This is a genomic window from Candidatus Deferrimicrobiaceae bacterium (assembly GCA_035256765.1).
GTDB lineage: Bacteria > Desulfobacterota > Deferrimicrobia > Deferrimicrobiales > Deferrimicrobiaceae > CSP1-8.
The window spans coordinates 1-25,542 of the sequence record DATEXR010000271.1 but is presented as its reverse complement, the minus strand read 5'-3'; the positions used below and the strand labels follow the sequence as shown (position 1 = coordinate 25,542).

29 protein-coding genes, 1 tRNA gene and 1 other RNA gene are annotated in these 25,542 nt (G+C 65.7%); all 31 read right to left on the bottom strand.

The genetic code is table 11. The features are described 5' to 3' along the window. The 31 genes from VJ307_09250 to VJ307_09100 all read right to left on the bottom strand — a co-directional run bounded on the left by VJ307_09250 (window position 1) and on the right by VJ307_09100 (window position 25,398). The gene (locus VJ307_09250) at window positions 1–1,989 is read right to left on the bottom strand and encodes a penicillin-binding protein (GenBank protein HJX74327.1); all 1,989 of its coding nucleotides are present in this window, start codon (window positions 1,987–1,989) and stop codon (window positions 1–3) included. Next, entirely contained in the window at window positions 1,986–2,324 is a 339-nt protein-coding gene (locus VJ307_09245; GenBank protein ID HJX74326.1) for a cell division protein FtsL, read from the bottom strand. Before VJ307_09245 ends, VJ307_09250 begins: the two co-directional genes overlap by 4 nt. Further along, window positions 2,321–3,235 carry a 16S rRNA (cytosine(1402)-N(4))-methyltransferase RsmH gene (gene rsmH / locus VJ307_09240; GenBank protein HJX74325.1) on the bottom strand — a complete coding sequence of 305 codons (915 nt, stop codon included), beginning with the start codon at window positions 3,233–3,235 and terminating at the stop codon, window positions 2,321–2,323. Before rsmH ends, VJ307_09245 begins: the two co-directional genes overlap by 4 nt. A 3-nt stretch (window positions 3,236–3,238) precedes the next feature. Beyond that, the gene (gene mraZ, locus VJ307_09235; GenBank protein ID HJX74324.1) at window positions 3,239–3,694 is read right to left on the bottom strand and encodes a division/cell wall cluster transcriptional repressor MraZ; all 456 of its coding nucleotides are present in this window, start codon (window positions 3,692–3,694) and stop codon (window positions 3,239–3,241) included. 159 nt (window positions 3,695–3,853) lie between these two features. Next, window positions 3,854–4,263: RNase P RNA component class A (rnpB, locus tag VJ307_09230), an RNA gene on the bottom strand. After that, window positions 4,261–4,680: a ribonuclease HI family protein gene (locus VJ307_09225; GenBank protein ID HJX74323.1), complete on the bottom strand. Its 420-nt coding sequence runs from the start codon at window positions 4,678–4,680 to the stop codon at window positions 4,261–4,263. The genes rnpB and VJ307_09225 overlap by 3 nt, the downstream gene beginning before the upstream one ends. Continuing rightward, window positions 4,677–5,402 (bottom strand): C4-type zinc ribbon domain-containing protein, encoded by a 726-nt coding sequence (locus VJ307_09220; GenBank protein ID HJX74322.1) that lies wholly within the window; start codon window positions 5,400–5,402, stop codon window positions 4,677–4,679. Before VJ307_09220 ends, VJ307_09225 begins: the two co-directional genes overlap by 4 nt. Then, window positions 5,402–6,565, bottom strand: a complete 1,164-nt coding sequence (locus VJ307_09215) for a Nif3-like dinuclear metal center hexameric protein (GenBank protein ID HJX74321.1) — start codon at window positions 6,563–6,565, stop codon at window positions 5,402–5,404. Before VJ307_09215 ends, VJ307_09220 begins: the two co-directional genes overlap by 1 nt. Window positions 6,566–6,667: 102 nt before the next feature. Then, window positions 6,668–6,744, bottom strand: a tRNA-Ile gene (locus VJ307_09210). Between the two features lie 96 nt (window positions 6,745–6,840). Beyond that, on the bottom strand, window positions 6,841–8,607 hold the full coding sequence (gene rpoD, locus VJ307_09205; GenBank protein HJX74320.1) for an RNA polymerase sigma factor RpoD: 1,767 nt from the start codon (window positions 8,605–8,607) through the stop codon (window positions 6,841–6,843). 12 nt (window positions 8,608–8,619) lie between these two features. After that, entirely contained in the window at window positions 8,620–10,377 is a 1,758-nt protein-coding gene (gene dnaG / locus VJ307_09200) for a DNA primase (protein ID HJX74319.1), read from the bottom strand. Window positions 10,378–10,461: 84 nt separating this feature from the next. Next, a complete protein-coding gene (locus tag VJ307_09195) occupies window positions 10,462–10,908 on the bottom strand; it encodes a GatB/YqeY domain-containing protein (protein HJX74318.1) in 447 nt (148 codons plus the stop codon). 3 nt (window positions 10,909–10,911) lie between these two features. After that, window positions 10,912–11,094 carry a 30S ribosomal protein S21 gene (gene rpsU / locus VJ307_09190; protein ID HJX74317.1) on the bottom strand — a complete coding sequence of 61 codons (183 nt, stop codon included), beginning with the start codon at window positions 11,092–11,094 and terminating at the stop codon, window positions 10,912–10,914. A 197-nt stretch (window positions 11,095–11,291) separates the two neighbouring features. Continuing rightward, window positions 11,292–11,639, bottom strand: a complete 348-nt coding sequence (locus VJ307_09185; GenBank protein ID HJX74316.1) for a histidine triad nucleotide-binding protein — start codon at window positions 11,637–11,639, stop codon at window positions 11,292–11,294. 2 nt (window positions 11,640–11,641) lie between these two features. Continuing rightward, window positions 11,642–11,986, bottom strand: coding sequence for a phosphoribosyl-AMP cyclohydrolase (gene hisI, locus VJ307_09180; GenBank protein HJX74315.1), 345 nt, complete (start codon window positions 11,984–11,986; stop codon window positions 11,642–11,644). After that, the gene (gene hisF / locus VJ307_09175) at window positions 11,983–12,846 is read right to left on the bottom strand and encodes an imidazole glycerol phosphate synthase subunit HisF (GenBank protein ID HJX74314.1); all 864 of its coding nucleotides are present in this window, start codon (window positions 12,844–12,846) and stop codon (window positions 11,983–11,985) included. Before hisF ends, hisI begins: the two co-directional genes overlap by 4 nt. Window positions 12,847–12,856: 10 nt before the next feature. Continuing rightward, window positions 12,857–13,588: a 1-(5-phosphoribosyl)-5-[(5-phosphoribosylamino)methylideneamino]imidazole-4-carboxamide isomerase gene (hisA, locus tag VJ307_09170; protein HJX74313.1), complete on the bottom strand. Its 732-nt coding sequence runs from the start codon at window positions 13,586–13,588 to the stop codon at window positions 12,857–12,859. Window positions 13,589–13,601: 13 nt separating this feature from the next. After that, window positions 13,602–14,291, bottom strand: a complete 690-nt coding sequence (gene hisH, locus VJ307_09165; GenBank protein ID HJX74312.1) for an imidazole glycerol phosphate synthase subunit HisH — start codon at window positions 14,289–14,291, stop codon at window positions 13,602–13,604. Continuing rightward, window positions 14,288–14,878, bottom strand: coding sequence for an imidazoleglycerol-phosphate dehydratase HisB (hisB, locus tag VJ307_09160; protein ID HJX74311.1), 591 nt, complete (start codon window positions 14,876–14,878; stop codon window positions 14,288–14,290). The genes hisH and hisB overlap by 4 nt, the downstream gene beginning before the upstream one ends. Window positions 14,879–14,882: 4 nt before the next feature. Further along, complete coding sequence (hisD, locus tag VJ307_09155; GenBank protein HJX74310.1) at window positions 14,883–16,175, bottom strand: histidinol dehydrogenase; 1,293 nt, start codon at window positions 16,173–16,175, stop codon at window positions 14,883–14,885. Between the two features lie 8 nt (window positions 16,176–16,183). Then, window positions 16,184–17,431 (bottom strand): UDP-N-acetylglucosamine 1-carboxyvinyltransferase, encoded by a 1,248-nt coding sequence (gene murA / locus VJ307_09150; GenBank protein HJX74309.1) that lies wholly within the window; start codon window positions 17,429–17,431, stop codon window positions 16,184–16,186. 25 nt (window positions 17,432–17,456) lie between these two features. Continuing rightward, the gene (gene prmC, locus VJ307_09145; protein HJX74308.1) at window positions 17,457–18,335 is read right to left on the bottom strand and encodes a peptide chain release factor N(5)-glutamine methyltransferase; all 879 of its coding nucleotides are present in this window, start codon (window positions 18,333–18,335) and stop codon (window positions 17,457–17,459) included. A 14-nt stretch (window positions 18,336–18,349) separates the two neighbouring features. Further along, on the bottom strand, window positions 18,350–19,417 hold the full coding sequence (gene prfA / locus VJ307_09140) for a peptide chain release factor 1 (protein ID HJX74307.1): 1,068 nt from the start codon (window positions 19,415–19,417) through the stop codon (window positions 18,350–18,352). Then, entirely contained in the window at window positions 19,407–20,366 is a 960-nt protein-coding gene (locus VJ307_09135) for a DUF1385 domain-containing protein (GenBank protein HJX74306.1), read from the bottom strand. Before VJ307_09135 ends, prfA begins: the two co-directional genes overlap by 11 nt. Then, window positions 20,363–21,109 carry an FAD-dependent thymidylate synthase gene (gene thyX, locus VJ307_09130; GenBank protein HJX74305.1) on the bottom strand — a complete coding sequence of 249 codons (747 nt, stop codon included), beginning with the start codon at window positions 21,107–21,109 and terminating at the stop codon, window positions 20,363–20,365. The genes VJ307_09135 and thyX overlap by 4 nt, the downstream gene beginning before the upstream one ends. Before the next feature lie 25 nt (window positions 21,110–21,134). Next, window positions 21,135–21,338 (bottom strand): 50S ribosomal protein L31, encoded by a 204-nt coding sequence (gene rpmE, locus VJ307_09125; protein ID HJX74304.1) that lies wholly within the window; start codon window positions 21,336–21,338, stop codon window positions 21,135–21,137. Window positions 21,339–21,360: 22 nt separating this feature from the next. Next, on the bottom strand, window positions 21,361–22,608 hold the full coding sequence (gene rho / locus VJ307_09120; GenBank protein ID HJX74303.1) for a transcription termination factor Rho: 1,248 nt from the start codon (window positions 22,606–22,608) through the stop codon (window positions 21,361–21,363). 162 nt (window positions 22,609–22,770) lie between these two features. Beyond that, window positions 22,771–23,121, bottom strand: a complete 351-nt coding sequence (locus VJ307_09115; GenBank protein HJX74302.1) for a hypothetical protein — start codon at window positions 23,119–23,121, stop codon at window positions 22,771–22,773. After that, a complete protein-coding gene (locus VJ307_09110; GenBank protein HJX74301.1) occupies window positions 23,118–23,885 on the bottom strand; it encodes a polyphenol oxidase family protein in 768 nt (255 codons plus the stop codon). Before VJ307_09110 ends, VJ307_09115 begins: the two co-directional genes overlap by 4 nt. A 214-nt stretch (window positions 23,886–24,099) precedes the next feature. Beyond that, entirely contained in the window at window positions 24,100–25,071 is a 972-nt protein-coding gene (locus VJ307_09105; GenBank protein HJX74300.1) for an RluA family pseudouridine synthase, read from the bottom strand. 60 nt (window positions 25,072–25,131) lie between these two features. Then, window positions 25,132–25,398: a hypothetical protein gene (locus VJ307_09100; GenBank protein ID HJX74299.1), complete on the bottom strand. Its 267-nt coding sequence runs from the start codon at window positions 25,396–25,398 to the stop codon at window positions 25,132–25,134. Window positions 25,399–25,542: the final 144 nt, after the last annotated feature.

The window sequence follows — 25,542 nt, the reverse complement described above, 5'->3', positions numbered from 1 at the left end:
TCATCTTCTGCCTGACTCGGTCCCGAAGTTCACGTTGACTTCCATCCCGGGGACCAGAACCGCCCCGGGGGCGGGGGACTGGGCCCGGGCCAATCCGGAACCCGCCATCTGCATCCTCACCGAGTACCGCCCCATGAGATCGACCACCCTTCCCATGCTCAATCCCCGGAGGTCCGGCATGACGAGCGCACCCCCTCCGGAGCCCATGGCCACGCGGGTCATCCCGACGCCCGCCGGTTTCGTCTCCTCCCGGATCGCCTTGGCCACGTCTCCCCCGGCCTGCTCCGTGGGCATGATCCCCAGGTAGTAGGCCGTCTTTACCGCGATCTGGTTGAAGGCGGGGGCCGCGACCACGCCCCCGTACACCTCGCCCTTCGGTTCGTCGATGACGACGAGGATGAGAAGCTCGGGGTCCTGCAGGGGGAGGAATCCGACGAAGGAGGCGATCCTCTTGTCCGAGGAGTACCGGCCGGTCCCCGTCTCGACCTTCTGCGCCGTCCCCGTTTTCCCGCCGACGAGAAAGCCCTTGATCCGGGCCTGGGTGCCGGTTCCATCCTCCTGGACCACTTTCCCCAGGATTTCCCGCATCTGCGCCGACGTTTTCGGGGAGATCACCCTGCGGAGTTCCTTCGGCTCTCCGCGGTAGACCATCCTCCCCTGCGGATCCGTGATCTCCTTCACGATGTACGGCTTCATGATCTTCCCGCCGTTCACGACGGAAGCCATCGCGGAGGCGAGCTGGAGGGGCGTCACGGCGATCCCCTGCCCGAAGGAGACGGTGGCGCGGCGGATCCGGCTGAACTTCTCCCGGGGAGAAAGCAGGCCGCCCGATTCCCCGTTCAGTTCCACCCCCGTCCTCGTCCCGAACCCGAAGGCCTGGATCATGTCGTGGAACCGCTCGGGGGCCATCTTCTCGCTGACCTTGATCATCCCGATATTGCTCGAGAATTTGATCACCTCGGGGACGGTGAGCAAGCCATATTTGTGGGTGTCGTGGATCGTCCGCCCGGCGTACCGGTACTTCCCGTTCTCGCAGAAGATCCGTTCGCGGATGTCGATCGCACCCAGCTCCAGCGCGGAGGCCATCGTGAACACCTTGAAGGTGGACCCCGGCTCGATGCAGTCGGTGATCACCCGGTTCTTCCTCGCCTCCGGCAGGGCCGCGGAGAGGCTGTTCGGGTTGAAGGTGGGCAGACTCGCCATCGCGAGGATCTCCCCCGTCTTGGGCTGCATGACGAGGGACATCCCCCCGCGCGCCCGGTACTTCTTCACCGCCTCCATGAGCTCGGTCTGGGCCACATGCTGGATGTTCCGGTCGATCGTGAGAGTCACGGAGTGCCCCTGCGAATTCACCTCGATCGGCGCGTCCGCCGGGACGATGACGCGCCCCCGGGCATCCCGCTCGCCCACGAGATAGGCGCTTTCTCCCCGCAGGTATTTGTCGAACGACAGTTCGATCCCCTCGATCCCGGCGCTGTCCACATCGGTGAACCCGATGACCGACGAGGCGAGTTCGCGGTTCGGGTAGAAGCGTTTCGGCTCCTCGACCGTGCCGATGCCGTCCGCTCCCGCTGCGCCCTTTCCCCGGGCGACGGCTTCCCGGACCTCCCGGACGATCTCCTCGGCCATCGAGGAAGGCATCTGCCGCTTCACCCAGAGGAAATTCCTGTCCGACGCGAACTCCTTCCTCAGTTCGGCGGCGGGGCGGGCAAGGCGGCGGGCGAGCAGGTTCGCGGCGACATCCGGCGACGGAAGCTTGGACGGCTGGACGAAGATCGACTTCGTGGAAAGGGATACGGCAAACTCGTTCCCGGTCCTGTCGAGGATCACCCCCCGCTTCGGGAGGAGCGGGATCTTTACGCTGTACTGCCTGGCCCCCCGATCGCGGATTCCCTTGACGCCGAACACCTGGATATGGAACGCCCGGAAGACAATGAGAAAATAGACCCCCGCCAGGACACCGAGAATGATCCGGGCGCGGGGGTTCATTTCACCCGGATGATCTTTTCCGTCTTCGGATCCACCAGGCCGAGCTGACCCCGGGCGATCGCCTCGATGCGCGCGGGGCTGCGCAGCGTCAGGATCTCCGTCTTCAGGAGCGCCTGTTCCTTCTGGAGGGCCTGCTTCTCTTCGAGGGCGGCCGACACCGCGTAGCCGACCCGGTAGTACTTCCCCGACAGCCAGACGCTGAACAGGGCCACGGCGAGAAACAGAATGGCCAGCATCATGATCCCGCGTCTCCGGGGGCCCACCGGGAACACGGGAGCCTCCCGCCGGATCTCGGTGATCATCCCGAGGGTGTTTCCGACCAGTATTCTTCTCATCCTTTCCCTCCTGTGCGTTTCCTCTTCGCCGCTCGCATCTTTGCGCTTGCGGCCCTTGGGTTTTCGGCGATTTCCCTCGTTCCGGGGGTCACCGGCTTGCGCGTGAGCAGGCACAGGGAAGCCGTGCTTCCCGTCGCCATCGTTCGAAATGCGACCTTCACCAACCGATCCTCCAGCGAATGAAAACTGATCACCGCCACCCTTCCCCCCGGGGCCAGATGCGATGCGAAACGGTCGAGAAAGGCGGCGAGCGAATCGAGCTCCCGGTTCACGGCGATCCGGAGCGCCTGGAACACCCGGGTGGCGGGGTGGATCGACCGCGGCCACGCCTTCCGGGGGATGGCCGATTGGACCAGCTCGGCAAGCCGGGTGGTGCGTTCGATCGGTTCATTCCGCCTCCGCGCAACGATCGCCCGCGCGATCCGCCGCGAAAACCTCTCTTCCCCGAAACGGAAAAAGAGGTCCGCCAGATTCCGCTCGCTCGACGCCTTTAGGATCTCCCGCGCGTCGACTCCCCCCGCCCCGGGGTCGCGCCGCATGTCCAGAGGGCCGTCCTCGCGGAACGAGAACCCCCGGGAGGGATCGGAAAGCTGCACGGAAGAGAGCCCCAGATCGAGCAGCATCCCGTCGAACATCCTCCCGCCCGCCGCCTCCCGGAGCGTCTCGAGGTCGGAGTAGTCGGAATGAACCATCCGGACCCAGGGAAACCGGCGGAGGCGCTCCGACGCCGTTGCAAGCATCGCGGGGTCGGAGTCGCCGCAGACGAGCAGGCCGGCCGGTCCTACCGCCGCCGCGATCTCTTCCGCGTGCCCGCCCGCGCCCACCGTCCCGTCGAGGAACACCTCGCCGGAGGCGGGGATCAGCAGTCCCAGAATCTCCTGTAAAAGAACGGGGACGTGGCCGTTCGCCACCCCTTAGATCCCCAGGGAGTCAATCTCCCGGGCCAGCTCGGGATCCTCGAATCCTTCCTTCTCGAACCGGCTGATTTCCGCATCCCATCTCTGGCGGTCCCAGATCTCGAACCGGTTCGGCATCCCGATGATGACAACCTCCCGATCGAGTTTTGCGTAGGAGCGAAGCGAGGGAGGGATCAGGATCCGGCCCTGTTTGTCGGGCATGACCTCGACGGCTCCGCCGACGAAGAACCGCACGAAGGCGTTTTTTTTCCGGTGTACGCTGGACACCTTGGCGGCGAGTTTCTCCTCGATCCTGTCCCATTCCACCGTTGGATAGGCGTAGATGCAGTTCTCGAAGTTGGTCACCACGACGGATTCCGTGCCTGTCTCGGAGAGTTGCTCGCGGAAGCGGGCAGGGATGTTCACCCTTCCCTTGGGATCGATGGTATATTCGAAACGTCCGCGGAAGATCATATTGGCCGCCTAACCCACCTTTCCCCACAATTCCCCACTAGCGGCCATTCTATAATTCATTCCTGTGGTGTCAAGCATTTTTATGGAAATGCCAGGCAGGGGGAAAAAAAGCAAAAAATCGTTTTACCGGGGGGAAAAATTCCGGTTTGGCAGGGAAAAAGCTTGAGGAGGCCGTAAGCCGGGTTCTGTGCGCGGCGTTTGTCGCCGCGTGACGGCCATTTCTCTACGACGGACGTTTCCGCCCGCCTCCAGCGACCTTGACCCGAGGGCTCCGGGCGGGCCGCCCTTCCCCCGCGGTTGTCCCGCGGGGTTGCCCTCCTATTCGGTCTTGCTCCGGGTGGGGTTTGCCATGCCGCGACGGTCGCCCGGCGCGCGGTGAGCTCTTACCTCACCATTTCACCCTTGCCGCCCGGCCTTTCCGGCCGGAAGGCGGTGTCTTTTCTGTGGCACTGTCCTCGGGGTCGCCCCCACCGGGGATTACCCGGCACCCTGCCCTGCGGAGCCCGGACTTTCCTCCCGCCCCCCAAAGCCAAGGGCTTCGGGGAGCCGGCGGCCGACTGGCCTCCTCAAGCCTTCTGGAAATGATCGTCGATCGCGCGGTTCGCCAGCCGATCGGCGTCCTGGTTTTCCCCGCGCTCTACGTGCAGTATACGCACTCCGGGGAATCCGCGCAAACGACGGCAGGCCTCCCGGTACAGCGGCCGCAGGAGATCCGATTTGACGCGATATTCGCCGGCAAGCTGCCGGACGATCAATTCCGAGTCGGACAGGATCGTCAGGGAAGAAGGGGAAATCTTTTCGGCTTCCGCAAGCGCCAGCAGGAGGGCGCGGTATTCGGCCACGTTGTTGGTGGCCTCCCCGATGTACTCGAACCGTTCGATCCGGAGGGATGCTCCTTCCACCTCGAGCACGACGCCGATCCCGGACGGCCCGGGGTTCCCCCGACTGGCGCCGTCGGTCCGGACGGTGACCGGCTTGCCCCTCATCCGCTGGCCTGCTCCGCCGCGTCTCCCTCGAAGTAGATGATCCGGTTGCAGTTGGGGCAGGAGTAGATCCTGTCGTCCCGCTGGAGGAGATTGAAAAGCTGCGGGGAGATGTTCATGTGGCATCCCGTACACGACTGGTTCCTCGCGGGCACGATGGCGATCCCGTCGCGCCGGTCGAAGATCATCTCGAACCGCCGGGCAAGCCCCGCGTCGAGGCCCATCGCGACTTCCTTCTTCTTCGCCTGGAGCTGGGAGATGTCCCGGTCGAACTTCGCCATTCTCGCCTCGATGTCCACCATGCGCTCCCGGTAGCGGGCGCCCAGCTCCTTCACCTCCCCCGAAAACTCCGCGAGGCGCTTCTCCACCTCCTCGTATCGCGAAAGGATCGAGAGGAGTTCGTCCTCGCGGGTGGTATTGGACCGCTTCGTCGCCTCGATCTCCTTGAGCATGGCGTAGTATTCCTTGTTCGTCTTGATCGACATCAGCTTCGCCTTGGCTCTCTCGACTTTGTCCCGCTCCTCCTCGATCTCCCGTTCCTTCCCCCTCTTCTCCTTCTGGAGTTGCTCGAACTCCTGCTGGGTGGCGAGGAATTTCGCTTCCCTTTCCTCGAAAAGGCTCTTGAGGTCCGCCACCTCGAGCGGGACTCTCTGCTTCTCCCGTTCCACGATCCATGACCGGCTCATGATCTCCTGCAGGTCGAGCAGGATCTTCACGTTCTTCATCAACGCCTCATCCCTCCTGTCTGCTTCGGCCGAAACGGCCGCAATGGCTCGTTCTCCATGACCACACGGACGGCCATCCTTCTGCCGAACCGCCCGGCGATCACCCGACGGAATTCCGGGAGGATCCACTTCTCCCCCGATCCGTGCCCGATATCCGCGACCGCCATGTCGCCGACGGCCGCCTCGAGCGCCTGGTGGTACTTGATGTCCGCCGTGAGGAACAGGTCGGCCCCCGCCGCCCTTGCCGCGCCCGCGAACTCCGAACCGCTCCCGCCCACCACCGCGATCCTGCGGACACGCCTCTTCCGCGGCCCCGCCAGCTTGATCCACGATGTCCGCAAGGCCCGGTATACCTCTTCGAGGACCACTTCGAGGGGGGCCTCCCGCTCCCTGTCCCCCACGGCTCCGATCCCCCCCCCGAGCGCCCCGCCCTTGAGCGGGTAGACGTCGATCGCCGGCTCCTCGTACGGGTGGGCGTCCCGAACCACCCGCAGGACCTCCTGCAGGAGGCTCCCCGCCACGACCGATTCCAGGCGGACCTCCTCCGCCCTCTCCTCGCTTCCGGGTCTTCCCAGGAACGGCTTCGCCCCCTTCGCGGGAAGAAATGTCCCCGTCCCGGCAACCCGGAACGAGCACCGGGTGTAGGCCCCGATCCGGCCGCCGCCCGCCTTCGCCAGGGCGGTAAGGACCGCATCGGCGCGGTCGGGAGGGACGAAGACCGCGACCTTGCACGCGTCGGACGGCTCACCCGGGATGAGCGGACGGATGCCGCGCAGGCCGATCCTGCGCGCGAGGGCGTGGGACACCCCTCCCGGCGCGACGTCGGCATTCGTGTGGGCGGAGATGACCGCCACCCCCATCCGGATAAGCTCGTATACGGGCGCGGAGGCGGCCTGGTCGACCCGGATCGACTTCAGCGGGGAATGGATCACCGGGTGGTGCGTGACGAGAAGATCGGCCCTGTGGCGTCTGCACGCCGCCACGGCCGCCGGCGTGGCGTCCAGCGCGATCACCACCCTTCTCGCCCGCGCCGCCGGGTCCCCCAGAAGGATCCCCACGTTGTCCCAGTCGGCCCGGTGGGCGAACGGGAAATCGGCATCGAGCGCTTCCCAGACGTCACGGACCGTGACGGAGGAGGAGCCCACGGGGACGGTCCGTTTCACGCTTTCCCCCCGGAACGGCAAACGAAATGCGCACCGGGAGCGGGGGGATGGGAGGAACCCGGAACACGGCAGAATGCGCGTTCACACCGCATGGCTAGTATCTGGTGGGCCCACCTGGCCTCGAACCAGGGACCGACCGGTTATGAGCCGGTGGCTCTGACCAACTGAGCTATGGGCCCGTATTCCTTTGCGAAACCCCAAATCATCATTCTCCCCGCGCATCTCGGCCCTTGTCAATCCGGTTCTCGGCATCTCCGGGGACGACCTCCCTCTTCCTACTCGATGAACGTCCGGAGCCGCTTGCTGCGGCTGGGGTGGCGCAGTTTCCGGAGCGCCTTGGCCTCGATCTGGCGGATGCGCTCCCGGGTCACCTCGAAGTCCTGCCCCACCTCCTCGAGGGTGTGGTCCGACTTCTCGCCGACGCCGAACCGCATCCGCAAGACCCGTTCCTCCCGCGGCGTCAGGGTCCCCAGGACTTTCTTCACCTGCTCGGCGAGATCGATGTTGATCGCGCTGTCCACCGGGGAGGCGGTGTTCTTGTCCTCGATGAAATCCCCGAGGTGGCTATCCTCCTCCTCCCCGATCGGGGTTTCCAGGGAGATGGGCTCCTTCGCGATCTTGAGCACCTTGCGGACCTTCTCGAGGGGGATGTCCATTCTCTCCGCGATCTCCTCGGGGGTGGGCTCCCGCCCGAGCTCCTGGACCAGATAGCGGGAGGTCCGGATCAGCTTGTTGATCGTCTCGATCATGTGCACCGGAATACGGATCGTCCTCGCCTGGTCGGCGATCGCTCTCGTGATCGCCTGCCGGATCCACCAGGTGGCGTAGGTCGAGAACTTGTATCCTCTCCGGTACTCGAACTTGTCGACCGCTTTCATGAGGCCGATGTTCCCCTCCTGGATGAGGTCGAGGAACTGCAGCCCCCGGTTCGTGTACTTCTTCGCGATCGACACCACCAGGCGAAGGTTCGCCTCCACCAGTTCGCGCTTCGCCTCCCGGACCTTGCGCTCCCCCTGCTCCATCACCCGGAGCGTCTCGGTGAGATTGCCGGCCTTCAGGCCCGCCTCCCTCTCCACGGCGCGGATCTGCTTGCGCGCCTCCTGGATGATCCCCTCCATGGCGAGAAGGCGATCCTTGCCCACGTGGTGTCTCATGGCGGCCTTCGCCAGCTTGTCCTTTCTCCCCCTGACCTTCCGGATGAGAGCGATCAGCTCTTTCTCGGGGAGCCTGGTCCTTTCCACGCACTCCCGGATCCGCCCTTCCGCCTGCTCGATCGTGTCCGCGTACCGGCGGATCTTGTCGCCGATGACCTCGATCTGCCGCTCCTTCAGGTGGATCTCCCGGATCGCCTCCTCCACCCTTCCGGAGAAGGTGGCGATCTTCTTCTTCCTCTGCGCCCGTTCCTTCTCGGGGAGCCGTCCCTTCTTCAGCCGCAGCTCGAGCTCGCGGGCGGACTGCATCGACTTCCGGATCCGCGCCACGACGCGGAGAACCTTTTCCTGGGCCTGCACCTCCTCCTCGTCGCTGGAGTCCTCGTCGAGGTCCTTGATCACGTCGCGGATATGCAGTTCCCCCGATCGGAGCTTCTCCCCGATCTGAAACAGCTCGTCGAGGGCGATGGAGCAGCTCTTCACCGCGGCCATGATCTCGCGCTCCCCGTCCTCGATCCGTTTGGCCAGATTCACCTCCCCCTCCCGGTTCAGGAGCGGGATGGAACCCATCTCCTTGAGGTAGAGCCGCACCGGGTCGTTCGCCTTGACACCGCCGATGTACTCGACCTCCTCCTCTTCCTCCTCGGGGGCTTCCTCCTCCTGCGCCTCCTCCCCGATGAGCATATTCCCGCCGGCGAGGGGAACCTTCTGGAACGCGTCGACGACCTCGATCGCGTTCTCCCCGAATATCTCCATCACGTCATCGATCTGATCCCCCGTGAGAATGTCGGGGGGAAGCGCGCTGTTCAGCTCGTCGTAGGTCACGAACCCCTGTGCGCGCCCCTTCTCGAGCAATTCGTCGATGCCGTCCAGTTTTCCCTTTCGGTTCATTTCCCCATCCCCTCATCTGCGGGTTCTTCTCAGCTGTTCCAGCTTCTCCAGCTCGTTCCTCACGTCCAGCATCTTCGAGAACAGCGCCTCCGCCGTTTCCCCCGGCGAGGAGCCGATCTCGCCCCGGAGACGGGCGAGCTCCCGTCGCGCCTTCCGGATCTGCAGGCCCAGAACCACCTCGGGGTAGATCCGCCTCGCTTCCCCGGGCGTCATCTCCGCCCGGAAGATCTGCTCCGAAAGCCCCCTCCGCACATCCTCCCCGACCGCCTCGTTCAGGACCGACAGGAGGTCGGGCATGTCGTCCGACCCCGCGAGCCTTGCCACCGCGTCGCGCGCGGCTTCCCCTTCCAGCAGACCCTCCACCCCGTCCCGTCGGATGTCCTCGATCAGGGAGGGATCCCGGGACAGCAACCCCAGCAGAAGGTCTTCCTCCGGCCGGGTGGAGGAGACCCGGGGCGGGATGCCGGGCGCGTCGGTCCCGGCAGGGGCCTTTTTCCCATGGAGCCGGGAGATCACCGTTTCTTCGGGCAGCCCGGCCGCCTTCGCCACCCGCTGGATATACAACCTCTCCTCGGCGGGGTCGGTAATCCAGGGCAGATACTTTCCCATCAGCTGGAGGTACGACAGCTTTCCGGCAATCTGGGAAAGATCGTATTTGCGCGCCGCCGCCCTCTCGATGTACTCCATCAGCGGGATCGCCCGGCCGATCCTGTCGGAAAGCTCCTCCCCGCTGGATTCCTTTGCCCAGTCGTCCGGGTCCATTCCCTTGGGAGGAAAGAGGACGAGGGGGCTCACCCCCGCCGCGTACAGGGGACCTCCGGACCGCACCGCCGAACGCTTCCCGGGCAGATCCCCGTCAAAGAGTAAGATGACGTCCTCCGTCATACGCTTCAGCGCGCGGGCATGGCTCTCGGTGAGCGAGGTTCCGCACGTCGCCACGACGTTTTTCACCCCTTTTTGCCACAGCCCGATCAGGTCCATATACCCCTCGACCACCACCACCTTCCGGTCCCTGCGGATCGACGGAAGCGCCTGATGAAGTCCGTACAGGACGGAACTCTTGCGGTACATCTGGGACTCCGGGGAGTTGAGGTACTTGGGGACCGAATCGTCGATCGCGCGGGCACCGAACCCGCAGATCCGCCCCCTCGCGTCCGCAATGGGAAAGATCACCCTGCCCCGGAACCGTTCCCGGTACCCGCCGCCCTCCCGGGAAACCAGGAGGCCCGCCGCCTCCGCCCGGGCCGGATCGATCCCCTCGCGCGCGATCGCCTCGAGGAGGTCCTTCCCCCTCCCCCCGTATCCGAGGAAGAACTCCTGTTCGGCCTCCGGGAGGAGCCCCCTCCGCCGGAGGAATTCCCGGGCGCCCTCGCCGGCGGGGGACGATCTCAGCAGTTCGCGGAAGATTTCGGAGGCGGCCTGGAGGATGCGGTAGAGGTCCTCCTGCGGACGCTCCGGAGCCGGCCCCTTCTCGTACCGGATCGGAACCCCGTATCGCTCGCCGAGATGCTCGACCGCCTCGGTAAACGACAGGTTGCGGACCTTCATGAGAAAATGGAAAGCCGATCCCCCCTCCCCGCACCCGAAGCAATGAAAGATCTGTTTGGCCGGATGGACGAAGAAAGAGGGGGTCTTCTCCCGGTGGAACGGGCAAAGGCCCCGGAAGCTTGCCCCGCTCCGCGCGAGACGAACGGTCTCGGAAACCACCTCGACGATGTCCGTTCTGTCCCGTATCTCGCGCAGCGTGCTCTCCGAGATACGACCTCCCAAGGTACGGCCCGCCCTCGCTCTTCCTGGTCGGAAAAAAATCCCCGGCGCGGCAACCGCCAGGGAACAACCTTCTTCCCGTGCCGGCTACCCGGCAAGCAGGCGCCGAACGATCTCGTTGACGGTCTTTCCGTCGGCGCGTCCCGCCACCTTCGGCATCAGTTCCTTCATGACGCGGCCCATGTCCCCCGGGGACTTCGCCCCGGTTGCCCCGACCGCCTCGCGTGCGAGGGTTTCGATCTCGGCGTCCGAGAGCGCCTTCGGCAAATACGCCTCCAGGACGACGATCTCCGCCGCCTCTTTCCCGGCGAGGTCCTCCCTGCCCCCCCGCCGGAAGAGGTCGATCGACTCCTTCCGTTGCTTCACCATCGTGGCGAGCACCTTGAGGATCGAGTCTTCCCCGATCTCCCCCCGCTCCTCGATCTCCTTGTTCTTGATCGCGGCCAATGCCATCCGCAAAGCAGAAAGGGCCAAGGAGTTTCTCTCCTTGGCCGCCTTCTGCATGTCCGCCTGTATCCGTTCCTTGAGCCCCATCGGTCACTGGCTCATTTTCTTCATTTTCTTCAATGCCCGCTTCCTGGCCGCGAGGGCTTTTTTCTTCCGCTTCACGCTCGGCTTCTCGTAATGCTCCCGCTTGCGGATTTCGGAAAGGATTCCCGCTTTCTCGCACTGCTTCTTGAACCGTTTCAGGACGCTCTCGAAGGGCTCCTCTTCCTTCACGCGGACGCCCGGCATAGTGCAATCACCCCTTCCCCCGCCAACTTGGTGCCGTAAACTTTAGTATTTTACAGATTTTTCCCCGTAAGTCAAGGAAATCCACCCCTCCAAGGCATCCCGTCCGATTCACCGGCCGGGCTCCCTTTTCCCCTCCCTCGCCGCGGGGGCCGCACGCAGCCCGCCGCCGGAAGACCGCCGGCTCACCCCAGTTTGTGCCCGAGGGATTTCCCCCCGATCAGGTGCAGGTGGAGATGGGGTACGACCTGCCCGCCGTCGTCCCCGTTGTTGATGATCACCCGGTATCCGGATTCCGCCACCCCCATCTCGTTGGCGATCTTGGCCGCAAGCCGGAGCATCTTGCCCAGGACCGTCACGTCCTTGACTCCCGCCTCGTTCAGATTGACCATGTGCTCCTTGGGGACGACCAGCACGTGAACCGGGGCCACGGGATGGATGTCCGGGAAGGCGATCAGATCGTGGTCCTCATGGATCGGCTGCGACGGCACCTCCTTGCGGATGATCCTGCAGAAAACACATTCGTTCGCCATCGTCATCCCCCTTCGCGCCGGTAGGCGCTCCGATAGAAACAGGTTCTTTCTCCCGTGTGGCAGGCCGCCCCGCTCTGCCGCACCCGGTAGAGGACGGTGTCCGCGTCGCAATCGTAGAGCACCTCCTCCACTTCCTGGACGTTCCCCGACGTCTCCCCCTTGACCCACAGGGATTTCCGGGAGCGGCTCCAGTAGGAAGCCCTCCCGGTCGCAAACGTGTTGCGAAGCGCATCCCCGTTGGCCCAGGCCACCATCAGCACCGCGTTGTCGGAAACGTCCTGGGTGACCACGGGCACAAGGCCCCTCCCGTCGAACTTCACCAGGGCGACAAACTCGTCCGCCATCATCGCTTTTTTCTCCCGACGGCCCGTTCCGGATCGTTGTTTCCCCGCTCTTCGCCCTCCTCCGTCGAGGGAAGGAAGGACCGGCCGGCCGGCAGGAACGCGGGGCGAACCGGAACGCCCCGCCGCCGCAGGTACTCCTTCGCTTCCGCCACCGTGAATTCCCGGTAGTGGAAGATGGACGCCGCAAGCACCGCGTCCGCTCCTCCCGCCGTGAGCCCCTCGTACAGGTGGTCGAGCGTCCCGACCCCTCCCGAGGCGATCACCGGAATCCCCACCCGGTCCGCAATGGTGCGGGTCAACCGGATGTCGTACCCGTCGCGCGTTCCGTCCCGGTCCATGCTGGTGAGCAGGACCTCCCCCGCCCCGTATCGCTCCATCCGGGCCGCCCACTCCACGGCGTCGATCCCCGTCGGGGTGCGCCCTCCGTGGGTGTACACCTCCCACTCCCCCGGCCGGCCCGGGACCGCCCGGGCGTCGATCGCCACCACCGTGCACTGGCTTCCGAACCGCTCCGCAGCCCCTTTCACGAACTCGGGGTCGGCCACCGCGGCCGTGTTGATCGAAACCTTGTCGGCCCCGGCGGAAAGCAGGTTCCGGATGTCGTCGATCGTCCGGACGCCGCCGCCGACCGTAAGCGGCATGAACACCTGCTCGGCGGTGCGGCGCACCACATCCATGAGGATGTCGCGTTTCTCGTGGGATGCGGTGATGTCGAGAAAAGTGAGTTCGTCGGCCTCCTCCTCGTCGTACCTGCGGGCGATCTCCACGGGGTCGCCCGCGTCCCGCAAGGAGACGAACCGGACGCCCTTCACCACGCGGCCGTCCTTCACGTCCAGGCACGGTATGATCCGCTTAGCAAGCATTTTCGAGGGGTTACTGCTTTTCCATCTTCAGGGCGTCGGCAAGCGAGATGGAGCCGTCGTAGATCGCACGACCGATCACCACCCCGCATACCCCGTCGGCTTCCATATCCTTGAGCGCCGCAAGATCCCCCATCGCGCTGACGCCGCCGGAGGCGATGACGGGGGCCGCAAGCCCTTTGGCGAACTCGCGGATGCTCCGGAAGTTGGGCCCCGTCAGCATGCCGTCCCGGGAGATGTCCGTGTAGATGAAGCAGGAGATCCCGCTCTTCTCCATCTGGCGAGCGAGATCGACGGCCGTGACCCCCGTGACCTCCACCCAGCCCCGTATGGCAACAAACCCCTCCTTGGCGTCGATTCCGGCGGCCACCATCCCGGGGTACGCCTTCGTGATCCGAAGCACCTCCTCGGGATTCCGGACAATCGTGGTCCCGAGGATGATCCGGGAGACGCCCGCCCCGAGATACCGGGCGGCGATCTCGTAGTTGCGCACCCCTCCTCCCGCCTGGACCGGCACCTCCACCGCGTTCGCGATGCGGCGGATGATGTCGAAATTCACCGGCCTGCCGGTGAAGGCGCCGTCCAGGTCCACCACGTGGATCCTCGTCGCCCCGTCGGCCGCGAACCGCCGCGCCACCTCGAGCGGGGAGTCGGAGAAGACCGTGGAGTCGTCCTGCCGCCCCTGGCGGAGGCGGACCGCCTTCCCCCCCTGGATGTCGATCGCGGGAATCACCTGGAACGCCATCTCCTCCCCCCGCTCAGCCGCCCGGGCCGCGGGAGGGAACCTTCGCCCCGCGGCAGAGCGAGCCGAAGTTGGACAGGACGGCGAGTCCGGCCCCCTGGCTCTTTTCGGGGTGGAACTGGACCGCCATCCGGTTCCCTTTTCCCGCAGCGGCGGCGAACAGGACGCCGTACGGCGTCCGGCAGGCGACGATGGACGGATCCTCCGGCTCCACGTAATAGGAGTGGACGAAGTAGAAATACGACCCGGACGGGATGCCGCGGAACACGGGGTGATCCATGGTGAGGTCGACCCGGTTCCACCCCATGTGCGGCACCTTGAGCGGAACGGTCCCTCCGTTCGGTCCCGGCCCCTGAAGGCCGGCGGGGAACCGCACCACCTTGCCGCGGAAATACCCGATCCCCTCGTGCCGTCCAAATTCCTCGCTCTCGGTGAAGAGCACCTGCAGGCCGAGGCAGATCCCCAGGAACGGCCGATCCTCGCCGAGAACGTCGGAAAGGAACGGAAGGAGCCCCTGCCGGCGAAGGTTCTTCATGCAGTCGCGGAAGGCGCCCACCCCGGGCAGGACGATCCCGGCGCAACGGGAAAGCTCACCGGGCCGCCCGCTCACGACCGTCGGAAACCCGAGCGACTCGAGCGCCTTGCTCACGCTGCGCAGGTTTCCCATGCCGTAGTCGACGACCCCGATGGCCTCCGCTCCCGTCATCCCAGCACGCCTTTCGACGAGTGCACTCCCTTCACGCGCGGATCGATGCGCACCGCCTCCGACATGGCCCTCCCCAGCCCCTTGAAGATCGCCTCCACGGTATGGTGGGCGTTCGACCCGTACGGGACGTTGACGTGGATGCACGCCCCGGAGGACTGGGAGAATGCGCGGAGAAACTCCGAGACGAGCTCGAGGTCGAACGACCCGACCTTCTCGCCCGGAAGCGGGCAGTGGAACACCAGGTGGGGGCGAGCGGAGACGTCGACGGTGACCTGGGCCAGCGCCTCGATCATCGGAATGCTCGCGTGGGCGTACCGCGCGATCCCCCCCATCGTCCCGAGGCTTTTCCGGAACGCCTCCCCGAGGCAGATTCCCACGTCCTCCACGACGTGGTGGTAATCGACGTCGGTATCCCCTTTCGCCGTGATGGTCAGGTCGAAGAACCCGTGCCGGCTGAACAGGGTGAGCATGTGGTCGAAAAACGGAACGGTGGTGGAAATTTTCCCGTCCCCGGTTCCTTCCAGCCGGAGCGACACCCGTACGTCGGTCTCTTTCGTCGTGCGGACGACCTGCGCTTCCCTTCCCATTTTTCTATGGGCCCCCTTTCCCGGTCCGTACCCGGACGGCCTGGGCATGGGCGAACAGCCCTTCCTTCCCGGCAAGCCGCACGACGTGCGGCGCATCGCCCGCAAGTGCCCGGAATTGATATGATACCACGTTCATCCTCTTGAGAAAGGTGGCGACGCCCAGGGGGGAGGAAAACCGCGCGGCCCCGCCCGTGGGCAGCGTATGATTGATCCCGGCGAGGTAATCCCCCACCGCGACGGGGCTGTGGTGCCCCACGAACGCCGTCCCCGCGTTCCGGATCCGCCCGAGCGCCTCCCACGGATCCTCGACCATGAGCGACAGATGCTCCGGCGCCAGCCGGTTGATCACGCCGACCCCCTCGTCTCGCCCCCTGACGAGGAACCCGACGGCCCGGGAGAGAGATACGGCCAGGATCTTTTTCCGGGGGAGCTTCTTCCTTTGCCGGGCGAGCTCGGTGTCCACCTTCCCCGCCAGGCGAAGGGAGTCGGTCACCAGGGCGACGAAGGCGTCCTCGTCGTGCTCGGCCTGGGAGAGGAGATCCGCAGCCACGAAACGGGCTCTCGCCGTGTCGTCGGCCCATACGACCAGCTCGCTCGGTCCGGCCAGCATGTCGATCCCTACCGTGCCGTACACCTGTCGCTTCGCTTCCGTGACGTAGGCGTTTCCCGGGCCTGCGATCACGTCCACCCGGGGGACCGACCCGGTCCCGTAGGCGAACGCCGCGATCGCCTGCGCGCCCCCGATGCGGAAAACCTCCGTGACGCCCGCGATCCTCGCGGCCGCCAGAACCACGTCCGGCACCCCTCCCCCCGGAGCCGAGCAGGCGGCGTACACCTCCCGGACGCCGGCCACCTTCGCCGGAATCGCGTTCATGAGCAGGGTGGACGGGTAAGCCGCCTTCCCCCCGGGGACGTAGACGCCGGCGCGGACGACCGGCAGCACGCGTTGCCCGCAGAGGGCGCCCGCCGTCTCCTCGGTGAAGCCGGTCTCCGTCTGATGGCGGTGGAACGACTCGATGCGCGCCGCCGCAAGCGTCAGGGAATCGCGGACCGCTTTCGGGGTGCGCCGCCACGCCGCGTCGATCTCCCGGCGGGAGACCGCGGCGCCGCGCTTTCGCAGATCGAACCGGTCGAACCGCCGGGTATACTCGGCCAGCGCGGCATCGCCCTCCTTCCGCACCCGGGCCAGCACCTCGGCCACCACGGCCCCAACCTTCGCCGAATCGGTCTCGCCGCGTCGCTCCCCGTCTGCCAGCGCCTTACGAAACGCCCCGGTCCCCGACTTCACCCAGCGCACTGCCCCCCCTACTCCTGCACCCGGGCGATGTCCGCGCCCAGGGAGGACAGTTTTTTTTCGAGCTCCTCGTACCCCCGGTCCAGGTGATAGATGCGGAGGATCTCGGTGATCCCGGTCCCGGCCAGCCCGGCCAGCACGAGGGAGGCGGACGCCCGGAGGTCGGTCGCCATGCACGGGGCGCCGGAGAGTCGGGCAACCCCCTTGACGGCGGCGGTGTTCCCGGAGATATCGATCTCCGCCCCCATCCGGCGCAACTCCGCCACGTGCATGAACCGATTCTCGAAGATCGTCTCCCGGATGATGCTGAACCCGTCGCCCAGACACAGGTAGGCCATGAACTGCGCCTGCACGTCGGTCGGGAAGCCGGGGTAGGGAGAGGTCTTGATATTGACCGAGCGGATCGGTCCGTTCCTTCGCACCCGCACCCCTCCCGTCAAGGGGATTACGTCGGCGCCGCTCTCGGAAAGCTTCTCGAGGACGGCGTCCATCGCCCGGGCGTCGGCCCCCTCCGCCGTCACGTCGCCTCCGGTGATCGCCCCCGCCAGGAGCAGCGTCGCCGCCTCGATCCTGTCGGGGATCACCTCGTGCCGGAATCCGGAGAGAGAGGGAACTCCCCGAACGACGATCTCGTCCGTCCCCTCCCCCTCGATGTCGGCTCCCATGTCGCGGAGAGCCCGGGCGAAGCTCTCCACCTCGGGTTCCTGGGCGGCATTTTTCAGGACGGTCGTCCCCCGGGCCAGCGTGGCCGCCATCATCAGGTTCTCGGTCCCGGTGACCGTTTTCATATCGAAGTAGACCGTGGCCCCAGTGAGTTTCTTCGCCTTCGCCTCGATATACCCCTCCGAGAGCGACGTCTCCGCCCCGAGGAGGGAAAGCCCCTTGAGGTGCTGGTCGATCGGACGAGCCCCGATGGCGCACCCGCCGGGGAGGGAAATCCTCGCTCTCCCGTGCCGGGCGAGGAGAGGTCCGAGCACGAGCACGGACGCCCGCATCGTCTTGACCATTTCGTAGGGGGCTTCCGGCTTCCGTACCCCACGGGTGTCGATCCGGAGAATCCCCTTCCCGTCCTCCCCCCGCTCCACCGACGCTCCCATCCGCCTCAGCAGCTCCCCGAACGTGTCGATGTCCCGAAGGCGGGGGGCGTTCCCGATCTCCACGGGCCCCTCCGCGAGCAGCGACGACGCCATGATCGGAAGGACGGCGTTCTTCGCCCCCGACACCCGAACGGTGCCCGAAAGCGGCTTGCCCCCCCTGATGTGAAACGTGTCCAGAAGCCCCTCCCTACCGATCCTTCTCCCCGCGCCGGTCTTCCCCCGCGGTCATGAACCAGCGGGCGACGCGGTCCCGTCCGGCCAGGTCCTTCTCGACGCCGAGGAACCGCAGGGGCCCGCAGGGGAGCCTGCGCACGGCTTCTCCCTGGGACTCCCCGATCTCCAGCCAGAGCCTCCCGCCCGGCTTCAGGTACAACCCGGCATCCGCCACGAGAGGACGGATCATCGCCAATCCGTCCGGACCGGCCACAAGCGCCCCAGCCGGCTCGAATCCCCGGACTTCCCGGGGAAGCGAATCCCATTCCTTTTCGGAAACGTATGGGGGGTTCGACACCACTACATCAAAACGGTACCCTCTTTTCAAGGCGGAATATCCGTCCGCGCGAAAGAACCGCACCCGATCCGCGACCCCCAGGGTGTGCGCGTTCTCCCGGGCGACGGCCAGGGCGCCCGCGGAGACGTCCACCGCAAGGACATCCGCCAGGGGAAGCTCCGCCGCCAGCGTCACCGCGATCGCCCCGCACCCCGTTCCGACATCGAGCATGTTCCCCGCCCCCCGGTTCTCCCGACGCCACGCATCCACGACTCCCTCGACCAACCCTTCCGTCTCGGGCCTCGGGATGAGCGTTTCGCGCGTCAGACGGAATTCCCGCCCGTAAAACTCCCACGAGCCGAGGAGGTACGGGATGGGCTCGCCGGAACCCCTGCGCCTCAGGAGGGAACGGAGCGCGCCGGACAGGTCCCCGACCTCCCTTTCCCCCTCCAGGGGAAGACGGGAACGCGGAATCCCCGAAAGGTGGGATACGAGAATTTCCGCCTCGGGCGAGGCGCGAAGACCCAGTCCCTCCATCTCCCGGCGGCAGAGCGCGAGGAGTTCGAAGAGACGCATCGAGGGGAGTCGCTTCAGACGGCGTGCTTGAGCGCTTCGGCCCGGGCGTGCCCGATCAGGGCGTCCGCGAACACGTCGATTTCCCCGTTCAGCACCTGGGCGAGCTGATGGACGGTCAGGCCGATGCGGTGGTCGGTCACCCGGCTCTGCGGGAAGTTGTACGTGCGAATGCGTTCGCTGCGGTCCCCTGTCCCGACCAGCGAGCGGCGCATGTCCGCCCTCTCGGCGCGCTGCTTCTCCATCTCGAGGTCGTACAGCCTCGAACGGAGGATCTTCAACGCCTTGGATTTGTTCTTCAGCTGGGACTTCTCGTCCTGGCAGGATACGACCAGCCCCGTGGGGATGTGGGTGATGCGGACCGCCGAGTCCGTCGTGTTCACGCTCTGGCCGCCGGGGCCCGAGGAACGGAACACGTCGATGCGGAGGTCGTCGGGACCGATCTGGACGTCGACCTCCTCGGCCTCCGGAATCACCGCCACCGTGACCGTGGAGGTGTGGATCCGCCCCCCCGCCTCCGTGGCAGGCACCCTCTGAACCCGATGGACGCCGCTCTCGTACTTCAGCCGGCTGTAGGCGCCCCTTCCCTCGATCATCGCGATGACTTCCTTGGTTCCGCCCAGGCCCGTCTCGCTGTGGGAGAGCATCTCCACCTTCCACCCCTTCATCGAGGCGTACATCGAGTAGGAGCGGAACAACTCGGTCGCGAACAACGCGGCTTCCTCCCCGCCGGCCCCTGCGCGGATCTCGATCAGGATGTTCTTCTCGTCATTCGGGTCCTTCGGGAGGAGAAGGAGGCGCATCTCCCCCTCGAGACGCTCATTCTCCGCCGTAAGCTTGGCGATCTCCTCCCTGGCGAGCGCCCGCATCTCCGGGTCTTTCTCCGACTGGGCAAGGCTGCGGTTCTCCTCCAGTTCCTGCCCGATCCTTCGAACCTGCGCATAGGCCTCGGCCAGGGGCCGAAGCTCGGCCAGTTCCCGGTTCAGCTTCTGGATCTCCCGGGAGTTGCCCGCCAGGCCGGGATCCGCCAGAAGGCGGGTGATCTCTTCGGCGCGCTTCGCGACGCCTTCGAGCTTATCCCACATGGACAACCTCCGGTCCGTCGCCGTGCGCCACGCGCCGCAGGGATGCGATGGCCACCTCGATCTGGGCGAGATCGGGCTCCCGCGTCGTCAGCCGCTGAAGGAGAAGGCCGGGCGCCACGAGGGCACGGAAGAACCCCGACCGGCCGTGCTTCGCCGACAGGCGGAGGACCTCGTAGGAGATCCCGGCGACCGCCGGCAGCAGCAACACCCGCAAGAGCACCTTCGCCGGGAGCGAGCTCTCGTGCGGGATGAGGGAGAAGACGCCGACGCTGATCACCATCACGAAGAGCAAAAAACTCGTCCCGCACCGGGGGTGCAGGCTCGGGAAGCCTGCGACGCTCTCCGGGGCCAAGTCCGCTCCCCTCTCGTGCGCGTGCACCGCCTTGTGCTCGGCGCCATGGTACTGGAAGATCCGGCGGATGTCCCCCATCAGCCCGATCGCGAGGATGTACAGGACGAAGATGAGAATCCGGATCACGCCGTCCACGACGTTGAAGAGGAGCCGGCCCGACAGGGCGGGAAAAAGATCGGCGGTCCAGCGGGTCAGCACCAGGGGGAGCCAGAAGAAGAGCCCCACGCCCAGCAGAAGAGCCAGGGCCAGGCTTGCGGCCATGGGGAGGTCGCTTCCCCCCCCCTTGCTTTCTTTCCGGACCGGGGCGTCCCGTTCCCCTTTCCCGCCTTCCGCGTCGTCGATCGCCTCGTCCGCCGAGTATTGGAGCGCCCGGTACCCGATCGCGAGCATCGCCACCATGGTCATCACTCCCCGGAGAATGGGCATCTTGGAAAGACGCTTTCTCGCCGGGTTCTCCGCGATCGGGAAATCCCGTATCCGGATCTCGCCGCTCTGTTTCCGGACCGCCACGGCGTAAGTCCCCCTCCCTTTCATCATCACGCCCTCGATAACGGCCTGCCCGCCGAGGACGAACTCCTGCTGCCCCGGGGAACTCATCGCGCACCCCCGCGCATCGCCGCGAACTCCTTTTTCACCCCCGCGGCGTCCCCGCAGCTCATCTTCCCCTCGGGGCATCGTCCCCGCAGGCATCCCGGGCCCGCGTTCTCGAAGAGGAGCGGAGCCTTCGCATGCGCGATCTTCAGCATCTCCCCGGCCATCTCCCGGATCTCCCACTGGGCCCGCCGGCACAGGCGCAACGCGAAGAAGTGATGGAGCTCCCGGGCGTTCATGCTGATCATGATCTTCGTCTCGGTGGCGTTGGGCAGCACGAACCGGGCATCCTCCGGCGGGATGCCGGCCGCCAGCATCTCTTCGTAGAGCTCCGAACAGTTCCGCATGTGACTCCCGAACTTATCATACAGCGGATGGGCCTTCGCGGCCCGGGAAGGGTTCTTTCCGCCCCGCTCCGCGCCCCGGCCCCGGCCAAGGGATATCGGTGTCACATAGCCGAAGTCCGCGGCGACGTAGCGCTGGCTCTGCTGGGAGTAGGAGGCGATGCGGTGCCGGACCAGCTGGTGCGAGGTCGCCCGGGAGATTCCTTCGACTCCGTAGGTGAAGGTGACATGCTCCAGCACCGAGGCGTGTCCCATCGAGAGGATCTTCCTCACGAGGGTCCGCACGTCCTTCCGGGAGATGTCCTCCCGCAGGTCCCCGATCGAGACGGGGGAGTAACACAGGCGCGCTGCCAGAGCCACGAGCCGCTCGGGCTCCGGGGTGCACTGGAGGAGGATGACATTCACGGAAGGAGGGACGTCTTTGCGCCCCTTACTGGGACTTTCCGTACTTCTTCTGGAACTTCTCGATCCGGCCCGCCGTGTCGATCAGCTTCTGCCTGCCGGTGAAGAACGGATGGCAGTTCGAGCAGATGGCCACCTTGATCTCCTCGATCGTGGACATGGTCTCGATGGTGTTCCCGCATGCGCACTTGACCTTCGACGGCCGATATTTCGGGTGGATGTCCGGTTTCATCGGGTTGTCGCTCCCTCCGTGGTCACGAATTCATCGAGTCGAGAAATTCCTGGTTGGTCTTCGTCTTGGAAATCTTGTCGAGGAGAAATTCCATGCTCTCCGCGGGGGACAACGGGGAGAGGAATTTCCGCAGGACCCAGATCCGCTGGAGAACGGGCTTCTCGAGAAGGAGCTCCTCCTTCCTCGTCCCGGACTTGTTGATGTCGATGGCCGGGAAGATCCTCTTCTCCGAGATCTTCCGGTCGAGGACGAGCTCCATATTCCCCGTTCCCTTGAACTCTTCGAAGATGACCTCGTCCATCCGGCTTCCCGTCTCGATCAGCGCCGTCGCGATGATGGTGAGCGACCCTCCCTCCTCGATGTTCCGGGCGGCGCCGAAGAACCGCTTCGGCTTCTGGAGCGCGTTCGCGTCCACGCCGCCGGAGAGCACCTTCCCCGAGGGCGGGACCACCGCGTTATAGGCCCGCGCCAGGCGGGTGATGCTGTCGAGAAGGATGACCACGTCCTTCTTGTGCTCGACGAGCCGCTTCGCCTTCTCCAGGACCATCTCGGCCACCTGCACGTGCCGCTGCGCCGGCTCGTCGAACGTGGAGGAGATGACCTCACCCTTCACGCTCCGCTGCATATCGGTCACCTCCTCGGGCCGCTCGTCGATGAGCAGGACGATGAGGACGACTTCCGGGTGGTTTTTCGTGAGGCCGTTCGCAATGTTTTGGAGGATGATCGTCTTCCCGGCCCGCGGAGGGGAGGTGATCAGCGCCCTCTGCCCCTTCCCGATGGGGGCGATGAGGTCGATGATGCGCGTCGAGTAGTTGTCGTGGACGTACTCCATCAGGAACTTCTCCTGCGGATAGAGCGGCGTCAGGTTGTCGAAGATGATCTTGTCCTTGGCGATCTCCGGGTCCTCGGTGTTGATCTTCTCCACCTTGAGGAGGGCGAAATACCGTTCGTCCCCCTTGGGCGCCCGGATCTGCCCCGTCACCGTGTCGCCGGTGCGGAGACCGAACCTGCGGATCTGGGAGGGAGAGACGTAGATGTCGTCGGGCCCCGGCAGGTAGTTCGAATCGGGGGACCGCAGGAAGCCATACCCGTCGGGGAGCACCTCGAGCACTCCCTCGCCGGACACGATGACTTCCTGGTCGGTCTGCGCCTGCAGGATGGCGAAAATGAGCTCCTGTTTCTTGAGCCCCGCCGCGCCATCGACGTGGAGGTTCTTCGCGATCTCGGTGAGATCCCCGATCCGCATCGCTTTCAGGTCTTTCAGATTCATGCACGTCCCCCTGAAATCATGGGTTTGGTCGGATTTCCTGATTCGTCTTGTCCTAGTGATGGGTGAAAAGACTCCGGCAGGTTTCCCGTCTAACAATTATAATTTATTGTCTGCCCCGGGGTTTCCGAATGTCAAGGAAAATCGCCGGTCGGTGCCCGTCGCCTAATCCCGGTAGACGGTGACGGCATTCCCGCCTTTCCGCAGCGACTCGTGGACCATCGCCTCGGTGTGGGGGATCAGCACCCGCTCCGTTTCCCCGTCCTTCGGATACTCGGTCACGCCGACCGGGGAGGCGTTCATCTCCTTGATGAATTTCCCCGACAGGCCACGGTGAGCGAAGACGGAAAACCTCTCTCCCTCGGGATCCATCGCGATCGTCACGGCGGAAAGGAGGGGATCGTTGTCCATGAGAAGGCTCATCAGGTAGTTCGCCAGCTCCTCTTCCGAATATTTCTTCTCCCTCCGACCGAACATCTCGTTTTCGATGCGAAGCCGGGTGTTGTCGCCTCTCATTCGGTCTCCTGTCGTTTCGGGAAAATCTCCGGAGGAAAGGAATCAATGATATAGATAAAACTTAGCTGTCGGCCGGTCCAGGACTTTTCACGGCGGTACGAATGGAAGGAGGGCGAGCAGACCGTGCAGGGTCCGGTGGCGGCAAGGTTCGTCCTTGGCACCCCTGCGGCGGCCAGCCCCTCCAGGGCGAGGGACGAGAGGTCCGCCGTCCACTTCCCGGCGGTCCTCCCCGGGAAGAGAAAGCGCCCTCCCCCGGGAAGCGGCCGAAGAAGGTCGGCCACCTCCTCCCCGATCTCGTAGCAGCACCCTCGGGCCGAAGGCCCGGCAACCGCGACGAGTCTCCGCGTCGAAGCGGGGCCGAACCGCAGGGCGAGCCGGCGAACGGTCTTTTCGATGATCCCGGCGGCAAACCCCCGCCATCCGACATGGACGGCGGCGCACACAGGCACCCCGGGATCGGCGATCAGGACCGGGACGCAGTCGGCCGTCCGGACCCCGACTCCCGTCCCCGGGATTGCGGTCCACAAGGCGTCCCCCTCCCTCTGTCCTCCCCTCCCCCGGACCGCGTCCGCCTCTTCCCACTCCAGAACGTTCGCGGAGTGGACCTGTTTCAGAGTGCCGATCACGGATGGCGGAATGGAGAACACGGTCCGCAATCTCTCCGCGTCTTTCCTCCCGGACTTGGGGTCGACACCCGGGAAGGCGTGGTAGATCCCGGGCACGGAACGGAGCAGGGGGGACTGGACGAAAGTGGGGAGGATCACACGTACCGCCCTCCCCTGGATGGTCCTTTCCCCGCGTACGGGGGGTCAATGCGGCGGAGCCGACGCAGCGGGGGGGTCCGAGCGGAGCTTTCCGGGAGGTGTTGAGCGCAGCCTTGCGGGTGAATCGCAAGGCGAGCGACGAAGCGAGCGGCCCCCCCGCGAGGGAGCGGAGCCGTTCTCCGCATCCCGAACGGGGGCTTGTCCCGATGTGGCATCATCCCTCCGCGGCCAGGACCGCCTCCCGGAACTCGCCGAACTCCGGGGGGTCCGGCACCGTGAACTCCAGCGGTTGCCCCGTGAGGGGGTGGAGAAACCCGAGATGGAACGCGTGGAGCAGAAAGCGGGAAACCGTCACGGTCTCCGCCTCTTTTCCTCCGCCCAGAGCGATTTTCCGCGGCCTTCCGTACACGTCATCCCCGACGATCGGACAGGAGAGGTGGGCGCAGTGCAGCCGGACCTGGTGCGTTCGGCCCGTCTCCAGCCGGAACTCGAGGAGGGAGAATCGTCCGAACGACTCAAGGCACCGGTACCGGGTGACCGCGACCCGCCTGCCCCTTTCGCCGGCCTGGCCGACGCCTTCGCGCTTCCCCGCCCCTCCTGCGCGCGGGGAACGCGGGGGAACCTCGGGAAAGACCGCCATCTTCTTCCGGTGCACGGGATGCCTGCCGACCCTCGTCCTGACCACCCCTTCCGCCCCCGGAGGCTTTCCCCACACGATCCCGCGATAGCGCCGATCCATCCGGTGGGCGGCAAGCTGAGCCGAGAGCCCCGCGTGGGAAGCGTCGTCCTTCGCCACCACGATGATCCCCGAGGTGTCCCTGTCGAGCCGGTGGACGATCCCCGGCCGTTCGACGCCGCCGATCCCCGAGAGGCGGCCGGCGCGGGATAGAAGGGCATGGACGAGCGTCCCAACGCTGTGGCCGGGAGCAGGATGCACCACCATGCCCGCCGGCTTCTCCACGACCATCAGGTGATCGTCCTCGAACAGCACGGCGATCGCCCGTTCCTCCGGAACGAGATCCAAGGGACGGGGCGGAGGAATCGAAACCGTGATCTCCTCGCTTTCTTTCAGCCTGGACGATGGCCGGGCCTTCGCGCCCCCCAGAGACACGAGGCCTTCGCCGATCAACTGCTGGACGCGGGAACGGGACAATCCGGGCAGGGCGTCCGAAAGATAACGGTCCAACCGCTCCCCCGCTTTCTCCGGAGGAACCGTGAGCCGGCAGGTGACCCTCAAATGCTTACGCTACCAGGCCTTGGAGGGCACGCGGCCCCACGGCTTCACCATGAGATCGACCAGGGCCTGGTTGAAGAAATTGGTCCTCTTCGCGATCTCGGGGTCGATGCGGCTATGGTAGTAGCTGCGCCCCTCCTCGATCTCGTTCTTCAGCAGATCGAACAGGTTGTCCTTCGAAATCCCCTCTTCCACTTTCTTTGCGTTGTACAGCACGATGTCCGACACGACCGCCCGGGCGATGCGCCGGGCCACATCAGGATCCTTCACAACCCCCATGGCTCCCTCCTTGGCGGGTTTTTTCCTCTTCTCCCCTATCGGTGGCGAAACGCCAGATACACCTGTCCCCCGTCCCTGTCGATCAGCAGGGACACCATCTGCCCTCGCGGCAGCCTCCCCAGCAATCTCCGGTAGGAATCCCGG